The 12,678-nt window shown below is 68.9% G+C and carries 12 protein-coding genes and 2 pseudogenes; 6 read left to right on the top strand and 8 right to left on the bottom strand.

What is annotated here, in order from left to right; all coding sequences use genetic code 11:
* Positions 1-115 precede the first annotated feature (115 nt).
* The 4 genes from AB0N89_RS15465 to AB0N89_RS15450 all read right to left on the bottom strand — a co-directional run bounded on the left by AB0N89_RS15465 (position 116) and on the right by AB0N89_RS15450 (position 4,094).
* Positions 116-1,186 carry a Glu/Leu/Phe/Val dehydrogenase dimerization domain-containing protein gene (locus AB0N89_RS15465; protein WP_364204788.1) on the bottom strand — a complete coding sequence of 357 codons (1,071 nt, stop codon included), beginning with the start codon at positions 1,184-1,186 and terminating at the stop codon, positions 116-118.
* A 117-nt stretch (positions 1,187-1,303) separates the two neighbouring features.
* Positions 1,304-2,494, bottom strand: coding sequence for a kynureninase (locus tag AB0N89_RS15460; protein WP_364204786.1), 1,191 nt, complete (start codon positions 2,492-2,494; stop codon positions 1,304-1,306).
* Positions 2,491-3,276 carry a tryptophan 2,3-dioxygenase family protein gene (locus AB0N89_RS15455; protein WP_364204785.1) on the bottom strand — a complete coding sequence of 262 codons (786 nt, stop codon included), beginning with the start codon at positions 3,274-3,276 and terminating at the stop codon, positions 2,491-2,493. The genes AB0N89_RS15460 and AB0N89_RS15455 overlap by 4 nt, the downstream gene beginning before the upstream one ends.
* Positions 3,273-4,094, bottom strand: a complete 822-nt coding sequence (locus AB0N89_RS15450; protein ID WP_364204783.1) for a PaaX family transcriptional regulator C-terminal domain-containing protein — start codon at positions 4,092-4,094, stop codon at positions 3,273-3,275. Before AB0N89_RS15450 ends, AB0N89_RS15455 begins: the two co-directional genes overlap by 4 nt.
* 48 nt (positions 4,095-4,142) lie before the next feature.
* Here AB0N89_RS15450 and AB0N89_RS15445 point away from each other — a divergent pair, with 48 nt between their 5' ends.
* From AB0N89_RS15445 to AB0N89_RS15425, 5 genes and pseudogenes are all read left to right on the top strand, one after another.
* On the top strand, positions 4,143-4,868 hold the full coding sequence (locus AB0N89_RS15445) for a creatininase family protein (protein ID WP_364204781.1): 726 nt from the start codon (positions 4,143-4,145) through the stop codon (positions 4,866-4,868).
* Positions 4,865-6,367: a benzoate-CoA ligase family protein gene (locus AB0N89_RS15440; protein ID WP_364204780.1), complete on the top strand. Its 1,503-nt coding sequence runs from the start codon at positions 4,865-4,867 to the stop codon at positions 6,365-6,367. The genes AB0N89_RS15445 and AB0N89_RS15440 overlap by 4 nt, the downstream gene beginning before the upstream one ends.
* The gene (locus AB0N89_RS15435; RefSeq protein WP_364204779.1) at positions 6,364-7,056 is read left to right on the top strand and encodes an SDR family oxidoreductase; all 693 of its coding nucleotides are present in this window, start codon (positions 6,364-6,366) and stop codon (positions 7,054-7,056) included. Before AB0N89_RS15440 ends, AB0N89_RS15435 begins: the two co-directional genes overlap by 4 nt.
* Entirely contained in the window at positions 7,053-7,880 is an 828-nt protein-coding gene (locus tag AB0N89_RS15430; protein WP_364204777.1) for an enoyl-CoA hydratase family protein, read from the top strand. The genes AB0N89_RS15435 and AB0N89_RS15430 overlap by 4 nt, the downstream gene beginning before the upstream one ends.
* Positions 7,881-8,138: 258 nt before the next feature.
* Positions 8,139-8,279, top strand: a pseudogene (locus AB0N89_RS15425) (IS30 family transposase); the annotation flags it as partial.
* Positions 8,280-8,644: 365 nt separating this feature from the next.
* Here AB0N89_RS15425 and AB0N89_RS15420 read toward each other — a convergent pair.
* From AB0N89_RS15420 to AB0N89_RS15410, 3 genes and pseudogenes are all read right to left on the bottom strand, one after another.
* Entirely contained in the window at positions 8,645-9,898 is a 1,254-nt protein-coding gene (locus AB0N89_RS15420; protein WP_364204775.1) for a DUF222 domain-containing protein, read from the bottom strand.
* A 101-nt stretch (positions 9,899-9,999) separates the two neighbouring features.
* Positions 10,000-10,163, bottom strand: a pseudogene (locus AB0N89_RS15415) (IS5/IS1182 family transposase); the annotation flags it as partial.
* Positions 10,164-10,282: 119 nt separating this feature from the next.
* Entirely contained in the window at positions 10,283-11,230 is a 948-nt protein-coding gene (locus AB0N89_RS15410) for a YafY family protein (protein WP_364204773.1), read from the bottom strand.
* Between the two features lie 61 nt (positions 11,231-11,291).
* Here AB0N89_RS15410 and AB0N89_RS15405 point away from each other — a divergent pair, with 61 nt between their 5' ends.
* Positions 11,292-11,762, top strand: a complete 471-nt coding sequence (locus tag AB0N89_RS15405; RefSeq protein ID WP_364204772.1) for a VOC family protein — start codon at positions 11,292-11,294, stop codon at positions 11,760-11,762.
* Here the strand turns inward: AB0N89_RS15405 and AB0N89_RS15400 are convergent.
* Positions 11,754-12,671 carry an SMP-30/gluconolactonase/LRE family protein gene (locus AB0N89_RS15400; RefSeq protein ID WP_364204770.1) on the bottom strand — a complete coding sequence of 306 codons (918 nt, stop codon included), beginning with the start codon at positions 12,669-12,671 and terminating at the stop codon, positions 11,754-11,756. The genes AB0N89_RS15405 and AB0N89_RS15400 overlap by 9 nt on opposite strands.
* Positions 12,672-12,678: the final 7 nt, after the last annotated feature.

Below are 12,678 nucleotides of genomic sequence, written 5' to 3'. Positions count from 1 at the left end.
GAGACGATGGTCATGGTGATGATCGCCTTTCGATGGATATGTCTGTGAGGGCCGGGTGCGGAAAGCCCCGGCCCTCACAGACCTTCGGTCACGGACACGCGCTCGGAGGGGCCGGCTACACCGTCAGGATCGACCGCAGGCCGCCGACCTCGGTCATCCGCCGCTCGGCCAGCCGGTCGGCGGCCGTCGACGGCGGGACCCCGTCGGCCTTGGCCAGCGCGAACACCGCCTTGGTGGTGTCGAAGATGGCCGTCGTCTTGCGCTTGGCCCGCGCGAAGTCGAAGCCGTGGCGCTCGTCGTCGACCTGGATCACGCCACCGGCGTTGACCAGGTAGTCGGGTGCGAAGAGGATGCCGCGGTCGTCGAGCTGCTTGCCGATGCCGGGATGCGCGAGCTGGTTGTTGGCCGCGCCGCAGACGATCTTGGTGCGGAGCAGGCCGACGGTCTCGTCGGTGAGCACCCCGCCCAGCGCGCACGGCGCGAAGACGTCGAGTTCGGTGCGGATCAGCGCGTCGAGGTCCTCGACGACCTCGACGGCGGGGTACGCCGCGCGGGTGCGTTCGATCGCCGCGGGCGAGACGTCGGTGATGACCACCTGCGCGCCCGCCTCGATCAGGTGCCCGACGAGGATGTGCCCGACCTTGCCGACGCCGGCGACACCGACCTTGCGGCCCGCGAGGTCCGGGACGCCCCAGACGGCGTCCGCGGAGGCGCGCATGCCCTGGTAGGTGCCGAAAGCGGTGAGCACGGAAGAGTCGCCGGCGCCGCCGTTCTCCGGCGAGCGGCCGGTCACGAACTCCGACTCCCGCGCGACGATGTCCATGTCCTGCACGTAGGTGCCCACGTCGCAGGCGGTGATGTAGCGGCCGCCCAGCGTCTGGACGAACCGGCCGAAGGCGCGAAGCAGCGCTTCGGTCTTGTGCTTCTGGGGGTCGCCGATGATGACGGCCTTGCCGCCACCGAGGTCGAGCCCGGCGAGCGCGTTCTTGTAGGCCATCCCCTTCGACAGCGCGAGGACGTCCGCGAGCGCGGCTTCCTCGGACTCGTAGGGGTAGAACCGGGTCCCGCCCAGCGACGGCCCGAGCGCCGTCGAATAGATCCCGATGATGGCCTTCAGTCCGGTGGCCTGGTCTTGGCAGAAAACGACCTGTTCATGGCCGGTACCTTGGCCGAACACTTCGGTCACTGTGGTGACTCCTTGTCGTGGAGTGCACGCTGCTTGTGGCGCACGTGCGAAGTTCCTGGAACAGGGCACAGTCCCCGACGAAGGTCGTCCGGCGGCGACGGTGCCACACCCGCAAACCTAGCGGACGATCTCGCCCAGGACGCGAAGTGCGGAGTCGAGCTGGCCGTCCGACAGATACGGCGCCGGGCCGAACCGCAGATACGCGCCGCGGCTGTCGGTCCGGACGCCGCGTTCGGCGAGCGCGGCCTGCAGCGCTCCCGCGTCGGCGCACTTCAGCGACAGGAAGCCGCCGAGGCGGTCCAGCGGGGTCTCCCGGTCGCGGGTGATGACGTCTTCGGGCAGCCCGAGCTCGTCGAAGCCCTCCGCGAGGAAGCCGACCTGGTGCCGCGACACCTCCCGCAGGAACTCGGGCGTGAGGCCCTGTTCGGCGAAGAACCGGAAGACGCGGGCGCCCCGGTAGTGGCTCGTCGGGTCGTAGGTCGCCCCGGCGAACCTGTCCGATCCGGACGCGTAGGCGATCTGGCCGGGACGGCGCTCGTCCGCGAGCGCGCCGAATTCGGCGTACCAGCCGGTGACGACCGGACGCAGTTCCTGCGCGTGCGCGGGCATCCGCAGGAAGCAGTTGCCCTCGCCGAGCTGGAGGTACTTGTAGCCGCCGCCGAGCACCCAGGCGTTGGTGAGCCCGAGGTCGTGCAGCGCGAACGGGACGGCGCCGAGCGCGTGGTAGGCGTCGACGACGAGGTTCACCGACTTCGCCAGGCAGACGTCGGCGAGGTGCGCCAGCCCGGGCACGAGCCGGGAGGTCTCGAACAGCACCGCCGAGACGAGCACGGCGGCGGTGTCTTCGGTGACCTCGGCCGCGACGCGTTCGGCCAGTGTGGTGACCGGCGACGCGGGGACGCGGACGACCTCGACGCCTTCCTCGGCCAGCCTGCCCAGCTGGCGGCGGAGCGTGTGGAACTCCCCGTCGGTGGTGACCAGCCGCGGGCGGCGCGGGAGGTCCATCGCCGACAGGAACCGAATCACCAGATCGTGGGTGCTGGCGCCGAGCGCGATGTCGCCGCGCGGGTCGCCGAGCAGTGCCCGGAACCCGGCCCGCATCTCGTCGGCCTTCGCGAAAGCGCGGTCCCACTTGGTGTCGACCTCTTCGGCCGCGTCCGCGAAGGCTTCGAGAAGACCTTCGCGGGCGACGTCCGGCCATGCCTGGTGCGAGTGCCCCGTCAGCAGGATCCGGTCCGCCACACCGAATTCCGTGTAATGCGCCGCGAGCGCGTTGGGGTCGCGGCGGAGTTCGCCGAGAGTCGTCACAGCCTGCTCCGCACCGCCCAGAGGTCCGGGAACATCGGGGAGAAAAGCGTCGTACGCAGATAGTGCGCGCCCGACGAACCCCCCGTCCCGGTCTTGTCTCCGATGGTGCGCTCGACCATCTTCACGTGCCGATACCGCCACTCCTGCATCCCTTCGTCCAGATCGACCAGGTGCTCCGCCACCACTGACGGCCCGGTGTCATCGCGGTAGACCCGCAACAGAACCTCTTGGAGCGCCGGAGAGGGTTCGAGTGGCTTGGTGACATCGCGCCCGGTCGGGACGTCGTATCCCTTCACCGCGAGGTAAATGGTGAAGGAATCGAAGAGCGACGGCCGTGACATCGCGTCCGCGATCTGCGCACGCTGGTCACCGCCCTCGGGGTAATGCGCGAACACCCGCTCGTCCCGGCGGCCGAGAACGGCCTCCAGCACGCGGAACTGAGCCGACTGGAACCCGCTCGAAGCGTCGAGTCGCGCACGGAAACTGGTGAACTGGCTCGGAGTCATCGTCTCGAGCACATCGATCTGCGCGACCACCACCTTGAAGATAGTCAGGATTCGCCTCAGCGTGCGGGTGGCGTGAGCGGTGTTACCCGCTTCGAGTTGCTCCTGCAGGTAAAGCGCCTCGTGGAGAACTTGTTTGAACCAAAGTTCATACACTTGGTGGATCACGATGAAGAGCAGTTCATCGTGTTCGTCGGACCGGGGATGCTGCGCGTCCAGCACTTCGTCCAGCGAAAGGTAGGACGTATAGCTCAACGCGGCCTGGGTGTCTTCGTTCATGATTCGGTCACTCCATCGAAATGGCGTTGCGCCGCCGGGGCCAGCGCCTGATACAGATCGTGGAACAGCTCGACCGCGGCCGCCCGGCTCGGCGGAGCGGGCACCAGCTCGACCGGGAGTTCCGGATCGAGCGACGGGAAGGCGCGGAAGGTGTGCGTCAGCCAGGTTCGGACCTGGAACGCCTCGGCGTCAGGCAGGTCGCCTGAATATCCGCCGAAATCTCGGACGAACGCGTCGTAACGCGCGGCGAGGCCGTCGAGGTTCCAGGCCCGGCCGGCGAACCGCCGGACGTCCAGACCCGCCGACGGTTTGCCGAGCATCAGCCCGGCGTGTTCGGAGACGTCGAGTTCGGCCAGCAGGGCGAGCACCTCGGCCTCCCGGTCGTGCGGCGCGATCCAGGTGCCGTCCTGCACCGGGCCGAAGCCGAGGAAGCGCAAGCGGCGCACGAGCCGTTCCCGCGCCTGGCGGCGGCTTTCCGGGATGCTCTGCCACAGCACGGTCCACTCCCCGACCTCGCGTTCGCGGCGGCCGAAGGTGAAGATCCGGCGGTCGCCGTCCTCCAGCAGGGCGATCGTGCGACGGGTCAGCGAGTAGTGGACGAGCCTGCCCGCCTTGTGCCGCGCGAGCAGGTCGCGGCGGGCGAGCCTGGCCAGCGCGATCCGCGCGGCGCCGTCGGAGAAGCCGAGCCCGGCGAGCACGGCGACCAGGCCGCCGGACCAGACACGGCGGCTCTCGCGCGGCGACACGTACGTGCCGAGCAGCGTCATCACCAGTTCCTGGGGACCTGGGTCGCCGTGGGGCGTGGCGGATTCGGGCATGCGCGCAACTCTATACACCCCAGGCCGCTGCGGTGTAGCTTGATTCGAGTGACGTACTTCGCGGATTTGAGCTCGCCCCAGGTGGCCGCGCTCGCGTCCGGCGCGCGCGTTCCCGTGCTGCTCCTGCCGCTGGGCGCCGTCGAACCGCACGGACCGCACGCGCCGCTGGGCACCGATCCCCTGATCTCGCGCGGGATGTGCGAACGCGCCGCCGCACGGCTGGCGGGTGATCCCGGGGTGCGCGTGCTGATCCTGCCCGAAGTGCCGTACGGGGTGACCCGGTTCGCGGCCGGGTTCGCGGGCGGCGTCTCGATCGGCGAAGAGACGCTGTACACGCTGCTCACCGACATCTGCGGGGCGCTCGCCGGGCAGGGACTCACCCGGATCCTGCTGGTCAACAACCATTTCGAACCGGCGCATCTGGCGGTGCTGCGGCGAGTGGCGGAGACCGCGGGCGTCGGTCTCGTCGACCTCGTCCGCCGCCGGTACGCGGCCCGGCTCACCGACGAGTTCCGCTCCGGCGAGTGTCACGCCGGGCAGTACGAGACGTCGCTGGTGCTCGCCGACCGGCCGGACCTCGTCGACGCCGCCGTCCAGCGTGAGCTGCCCGCGGTCCACGTCGACCTGGCGCGCGGCGGGGTCACGGACTTCGCCTCGGCGGGGATGACCGAGGCCTACTGCGGAACCCCCGCCCTGGCGACCGCCGAGGAAGGCGAGAAGACCTTCTCGGTGCTCACCGACATCCTGGTCGAAGCGATCCGGGAGCTGGTATGACCTTCAATCTGGCGACCCATTTCGTCGACCGCCTGCCCGGCACGCGGACGGCGTTGCTGTGCGGCGACGAGGAAGTCACTTACGCGGAACTGGCGGCACTGGTGAACCGCGCCGGGAACGTGCTGCGCGACCTCGGTGTCCGAAGTGGACAGCGGGTCCTGCTGGCGCTGAACGACAGCGTCGAGTTCGTGGCCGTCTGGTACGCGGCGCAGAAGATCGGCGCGGTGACCGCCGAGGTCTATTCCTTCCTGCAGCCCAAGGATTACGCGTACTACCTGGCCTATACCGAGGCCGTCGTGGTCATCGCGGACGGCTCGACGCTGCCCGCGCTGCGCGAAGCCGGGGCGCGGAACCTGCTGGTGGTCGGCGACGTCGAACTGGAGCCCGGCGAACACTCGTTCACGTCGCTGACCGCGTCGGCGCCGGCCGAGCTGGAAGCCGCGCCGACCACTTTGGACGACGTCGCGATCTGGAAGTTCACCACCGGCAGCACCGGTTCGCCCAAAGCGTGCGTGCATCCGGCCCGCAGCGCGCTGGAGAGCTTCGACCGGTACGCGCTCGGCGTGCTCGGCCTCCGCGAGGACGACCGCGTGCTGGCCGTGCCGAAGCTGTTCTTCGGCTACGCTCGGGATCTGACCGCGTTGTTCCCGTTCGGCGTCGGCGCGTCCGGGATCGTGTTCCCCCGGCGCAGCACCGCCGATCTGCTGTTCTCGCTGATCGAGCGCTACCGGCCGACGGTACTGGTCAACGTGCCGACCATGATGAGCGCGATGATCGCCCATCCTTCGGCGTCCACTGTGGACATGAGTTCACTACGGCTGGCGACGTCGGCGGGCGAGGCGCTGCCCTCGGAGCTGCATCGCAAGTGGGACAACCTGTTCGGCGTCCCGGTGATCGACGGCATCGGATCCTCGGAGGCGTACCACATCTATCTGTCCAATGTGCCCGGTGCGCAGCGGGTCGGCAGCCTCGGCCGCGAGGTCCCCGGCTACACCGCGCGGATCCTGGACGAGAGCGGCGATCCGTTGCCGGACGGCGAGATCGGCACCCTGGAGGTCACCGGTCCGACCATCGCGCGCGAGTACCACGGCGACGCCGAGAAGACCGCGCGGACCTTCCACGGCGACACCCTGCGAACCGGCGACCTGTTCAGCCGCGACACCGACGGGTTCTTCCACCATCACGGCCGCGCCGACGACCTGCTGAAGGTGTCCGGCGTGTTCGTCGCGCCGAGCGAGATCGAGGACTGTCTCATCGGCCATCCCGCCGTCGTCGACTGCGCGGTGCTGGGCGCGACCGTCGACGGTCTGGTGGTCCCGCGCGCCTGCGTCGTCCTGGCCGAGGGCGCTTCGGTGACCGCCGAAGAACTGAAGGATCACGCGCGGGCGCATCTGGCGAAGCACAAGTATCCGCGCGAGGTGGTGTTCGTGACCGAACTCCCCCGCACCGCCAACGGAAAGCTCGATCGGCGCGCGCTGCGCCGGGTGGAGGCAGAGTGAGCAGGATCGTCGTCGTCACCGGCGGGACACGCGGGATCGGCGCGGCCATCGCCGCCCGGTTCCAGGCCGCCGGCGACAAGGTGCACGCCCCCGGCCGGGCCGACTGCGACGTCACCGACGAGGACGCCGTCGCACGGTACTTCGACGGCCTGGGCCCGGTGGACGTGCTGGTGAACAACGCCGGGATCTCCGCGAGCGCGCCGCTGGCGAAGACGTCGCTGGAGCAGTGGCGGACGCAGATCGAGGTCAACGCGACCGGCGCTTTCCTGTGTACACGGGCGGTTCTGCCCGGTATGCGGTCGCGGGACAGCGGCCGGATCGTCACCGTCGCCTCGACGGCGTCGCATATCGGCTACCGCTACACGGCGGGGTACACCGCGTCGAAACACGCCGCCGTCGGCCTGATGCGCGCGACCGCCGCCGAGGTCGCCGGCACCGGCGTCACCGCGAACGCCGTCTGCCCGGCCTTCGTGCGCACGGACATGACGGCCGCCTCGGTGGCCCGCATCCAGGAACGCACCGGCCGTGCCGAGGCCGACGCGGAAGCCGCCCTCGCCGCCGCGTCCCCGCTCGGGCGCCTGCTCGAACCCGACGAGGTCGCCCACGCGGTGACCTTCTTCGCCGCGGCCGAAGCCGCCGCGATCAACGGACAGACACTCGTCCTCGATGGAGGTGGGATCCAGTCATGAGCCCGTTCCGCGCCACGCCGCCGATCACGGCGAACTGGGAGCATTTCGAGTTCACCGTGGACGACGGCGTCGCCACGGTCACCTTGGACCGCCCCGAAAAGCTGAACGCGCTCACCTTCGACATCTACGCCGACCTGCGCGACCTGCTGGCCGAATTGCCGCACCGCGGCGACGTCCGGGTGCTGGTCATCACCGGCCGCGGACGCGGGTTCTGCTCCGGCGGCGACGTCGAAGAGATCATCGGCGAGCTGCAGAAAATGGAGTCCGCGGAGCTGCTGGAGTTCACCCGCATGACCGGCGCGGTGGTGAAGGCGCTGCGTGAATGCCCCATCCCGGTGATCGCCGCGGTGAACGGTGTCGCGGCGGGCGCGGGTTCGGTGATCGCGCTGGCGAGTGACTTCCGGCTGCTGGCGTCGTCGGCGAAGTTCGCTTTCCTGTTCACGAAGGTCGGCTTGGCCGGAGCGGACATGGGCTCGGCGTATCTGCTGCCGCGGCTGGTCGGCCTGGGGCGCGCGACGGAATTGCTGATGCTGGGCGACAAGATCGATGCCGCGCGGGCCGAAGCGATCGGGCTGGCTTCGCAGGTCGTTCCCGACGATGAGTTGGCCGCTTCCGCTTCCGCTTTGGCGCGGCGATTGGCCGATGGCCCGGCGCTGGCGTACGGGACGACGAAGGTGCTGCTGACGCGGGAACTGGACATGGATCTGGGGAGTTCCATCGAGCTGGAAGCGATCACGCAGGCTCTGCTGATGACCGCCAAGGACCACGGGGAGTTCTATGCGGCCTGGACTGCCGGACGCTCGCCGCGGTGGACCGGCCGATGAGCGGGCTTCGCCATATTCCGGAGATCGGCGCACTCGGGCGACTCGGGAGGGGTTCACGTGGTGCGGGGAAAGTTCTTGCCGGCGCGGGCCATCGACGCCAGGCACCATCCCGTCCGATGGAACCCTGACGGCAGGATCACCACGCTGCATCGGCGAGGCTCGGGGGACAGGCGCTGCGGTGGGCCCGTACGGCACCGTGACCGTGCTGCCGGCTCTGCCCGGCGGGCATCGGACCAAGGCCGGCCGGAGATTCCGGCGTCACACGAAACGATCTACCAAGCGCTTTACGTCCAGGGCCGGGGCCGCTGACGGAATCAAGGACTTGGTCGACATCAGCGACGACTCGCCGAGGCCGCCGACCGCGCCGTCCCCGGGCACTGGGAAGGCGACCTGATCCTGTTCGTGGTGCTGCCGCACCTGCCCCCACGGACGCGACGCCGCCACCGCGATGACCGGCATCATCCACACTCTGCACACCTCCAGCCGACGTCGCCCGGGTCGCCTCCGAACTCGACGGCCGCCCCCGCGAAACCCTCGGCTGGTACATCCCAGCCGACGGCCCCGAAGCACTACGTCCAGGCCAACGAACAATGCGTGTCGCCACCACCATGTGAGTCCGCCAGGCCCTCACGGAACACCCCCTTGACGTCCGGCTCGGGCGGTTGGTCTTGGAGCGGCGACGAACACCGCACTCCCGACCTGCTCATAGGCATGCCGAGGGCCCGTCACCGGGTTGGCGGCGGGCTCCTCGGGTCATGCGAGGGTTAAGCGCGGTGGAGGGTGTTGCGCCGGATTCGTTGTAGCGGGTCCAAATACTGGGGTGGGATGAACCCCGGTAGTCCGTCGGCTGCCATGCGGACGTGCCAGTCACCGTGATGGATCAGCCGGTGATGAAAACCGCACAGCAGCACCAGGTTCCGGAGATCAGTCGGGCCGCCGTCTGCCCAGTGATGAATATGGTGGGCGTGACAGTTCTTCGGTTTCCGATGACACCCCGGGAACGCACAGCCCCGGTCACGGATGTTCAACGCGCGTCTCTGTCCTGAGGTGACGAAGCGTCTCAGCCGCCCCACATCGAGTGGTTCTCCGGCGGCGTTCATGACGACGGGGAGCATGAGGCAGTCGCAGGCGGCCATCCGCGCGTCGCGGGCGGTCATGGTCCCGACGAAGTCGAGGCAAGCTTTCCCGATCCCGGACTTCAGCTCTTCCAGACCGATCGTGACATGCACCAAGGTCCGATACCCGCTGGTGCCAGGCTGATCAGGACACGCGATGGCCAGGTCGAGTAGTTCGGCCCACGCGTCGCCCTGACGTTCGCATTTCATCCGCAAGTCAGCCCGGCCGAACTCGTCCACCGGGCGCGGCTTCGCATACGCCTCCGGCGCGGCCGCGGTCCGAGCCCCCAGCTCGTCATCCAGCAGGCCGGTCAGTTTCCAGAACCCATCCCGGCGGCGTTCCAGGGTCACTTCCCGGCGCGGCTGCTTCGGCTCGGGTTCTTTCGGCTCATTCCCGTCGGGATCTAGCCAGCCAAGTAGCTGCGTCTCTGCATTCACCAGCTGCCGAGGCCCCGCACCACGGCCCAGGTTCCCGAGGATCTTCTCCGCAGTGGCCCGATCCTCGGCCGCCGTGTCAGACGGGAGTCTCCCCAAGATCTCCAGTATCTGGTCGATCCGCTCGTCCCCGAGCACACCTTCAGCAGCCGCCGCGCCAGTGGTGGGGGCGAACGCCGGAACCTCTGTCCCATCGAGATTGCGGGTGGGGTTCAAGGCGATCGCCCGCTTCACCACCGACCGCGCCTCGCCCCGGGACAGTCCAGCCACATCGGCGAACCACGCCGCCGTCGACCCATAGCCATACAAGTCTTTCGAGCCCCGAGACTCGACCTCCGCCAGAAATTGCCCCAGAGCGGCGGAGGCGACCCGCATCAGCTGCAGGAACTGCTGCACGCCATGAGCAAGCTCCAGCTTGCCGGCACGCCACAACTCCTGCGGGAGTTCGGGAAGGAAGGTCTCGGACACTCCTCCATAATACACCTATTCTCGAACATGTGTTCGTAATTTTACGTCACCGCAAACCCGCACATTTCCCACTGGTGGGTGAATCGGCTGCATTTGGTCGACTAAGGGGTCCTAAAAGATTGAGTCCGCGCCAGCAGATGATGGCGCAGTCGAGGGGTGAGGAACGCTTCGTGGAGGTCTCACGGATTTCCCAGCGGATGCGTAGACGCCGGAACCAGTGCAGCAGGGCGAAGGCGCCCTCGACGACCCAGCGGCGAACACCGAGACACAGCATCAAACCACACCCCAAGATCATTCTGTTACGACCCCTAATTACGAAGAAGCCGAAAGCACAACACAGAAGAAGCCACCCCACCAAGCAACCCAAGCCCCACAATCAGTCGACTAATTGCGGGGAACCCCAGCCGAAAGCAGGCGTTCGGCCAAGACCCGGCACCGCTCCCCCAGTTCCACCGGCTCGATCACCTCGAACGAATGCCCCAGTAACACCACATGCATCAGCAGGAAATCGAGATCCCCGGCTCCGCTCAACACCTCGCACCGCGCACGCCCACGATCCCGAACCACAGCCGCCGAAGCCGGAATCTGCGCCCGCACAACGGAAGCAGGCGCGTGCACCAGGAACCGCGCCTGATGCCGATAGACCCGGCTGGCCACGTTCTCCTGCACATACGCCGCCGCGTCAGGCGCCGGACGCGGACGGAAACGCCAGGACCGCGCGGAAACCTCGGTCATCTTGTCGACGCGGAAAGTGCGCCAGTCGTCGCGGTCGAGGTCGAAAGCCAGTAGATACCACCGCGGCCCGGAAGCCACCAAGCGGTACGGCTCCACCCGCCGAGAAGCGACCACACCGGAGGACGGATACCCGAAGCCCGCCTCGACCTCGTCGCGGCAAGCGCGGGCCAGCGTCATGAGGACGTCGGGGTCGATCGGCGCGCGGCTTCCGTTGAAGGCCACGATCGAGCCGGACAGCGCGCGCACCTCGTGCCGCAGCCTGGTCGGGAGCACCCGGTCGAGTTTCGTCAGCGCCCGCAGCGCCGCCTCACCGTTGCCCGCGCCGGCGAGCAGCGAGACCGCGGTGGCGATCGCCTCCTCGTCGTCCAGCAGCAGCGGCGGCATGTCGTGGCCGGGGCCGAGCTGGTAGCCACCGCCGACACCGTTGCTGGCCTGCACCGGATACCCGAGCGCGCGCAGCCGCTCGACGTCCCGCCGGATCGTGCGCGGGGTGACGCCGAGCCGGGCGCCCAGTTCGGGGCCGGTCCACACCGCGCGCTGCTGGAGCAGCCCGAGCAGGGTCAGCACCCGCTCGGTCGTCCCTCGCTCGTCCTCCACGCCCCCATCGTGTCAGAGATAGCGGACCGACCCTGTCCGCTAGGCGTGTCAGGGTGGTCCCATGAACCGCAAGAGCCGCGAATTCCAGGTCAGCTTCGACGCCCGCGACCCGAAAGCCCTCTCCCTCTTCTGGCGAGAGGCCCTGGGCTACGTCCACCCCGGCCCGCCCGGGGTCGAGGTGCCCGAAGGCACCGACCCGCTGGACGCGTGGGACGAGTTCCTCGAACGTGTCGGCGTTCCCGAGGATCAGCGCAACACCCGCTCCGCCCTCGAAGACCCGCAAGGTGTGGGGCCGAAGATCTTCTTCCAGCAGGTCCCGGAGGACAAGATCGCCAAGAACCGCGTCCACCTCGACATCCGGGCCGCGCCCGGTCTCGAAGGGGACGAACGCATGGCGGCGTTCGAAGCCGAATGCGACAGGCTCGTCGCCCTGGGGGCGAAGCGGATCCAGCGCTTCGAGCCCGAGCAGCCGCTGAGCCTCGGGTTCATCGTGATGCAGGACCCCGAGGGGAACGAATTCTGCCTAGACTGACGTCACGGCGATCGCGTTGTCCTCCAACGAACCGAAGTAGAGCGTCCCGGCCCGTTCGCGGACCCCGACGAGCACATGGAACCCGTCGATCTCCCCGCGCAGTTCGTGGACCTGCTTCCCGTCCGGGGTCACCCCGCGCACCCCGCACTCCCTCGCGGGTGCGGGCTGCAGGGCGGTCGGCAGCGCCCGGACACCGGCCCGCAGCGGCGCGGGGAGCTTCTGCACCACGGACAGCGCGGGCACCTTCGGGCTGGCCACGGTGATCCAGATCAGCCCGTCGCTGCCGGTCGAGATGTTGTCGGGATACCCCCACAGGTCGTCGACGAGGTAGTCCCGCGTGCCCGCCTTCGCGCCCGTGAGCCACACGCGCGAGACCCGGTAGGCACCGGTCTCGGCGACGGCCACATAGGACTCGTCGGGCGGCAGCGCGACGCCGTTGGCGAACTGGAAACCGTCGGCGAGCTGGTCGATCTTCCCGTCGGGCGTCCGCCTCAGCAGACGACCGCCGCCGGTCTGCTCGATCAGGTCGTCGCGCCATTTCTCGATGCCGAAGCGCCGCGACGAGTCGGTGAAGTACACGGTCCCGTCGGCGGCCACGGCGGCGTTGTTGCAGAACACGAAGTCCAGCCCCACCGCGGACGTCGCCAGCGTGGTGACGGCGCCGCCGTCCAGTGGCATCGTGAGCAGCCCCGCCTTGGCGTCGCAGATCAGGAGGTCGTCACCGAAGAACTCCAGCCCCAGCGGGCGCCCTCCGGTGTCGCCGAGGACGTCGATCCGCTTGCCGTCCGGCGAGACGCGCAGGATCCGCCCGTCGTCGACGCCGGTGTAGATCCGGTCCTGGTCGTCGACCAGGACGTCCTCGGGGCCGTGCCCGTTGACCGGGATGACCGTGACCTCGCCGAACGCCATCGCGTGT

The organism is Amycolatopsis sp. NPDC089917, from assembly GCF_040684635.1.
Classification (GTDB): Bacteria; Actinomycetota; Actinomycetes; order Mycobacteriales; family Pseudonocardiaceae; genus Amycolatopsis.
This window is presented reverse-complemented; position numbering and strand designations above follow the sequence as displayed.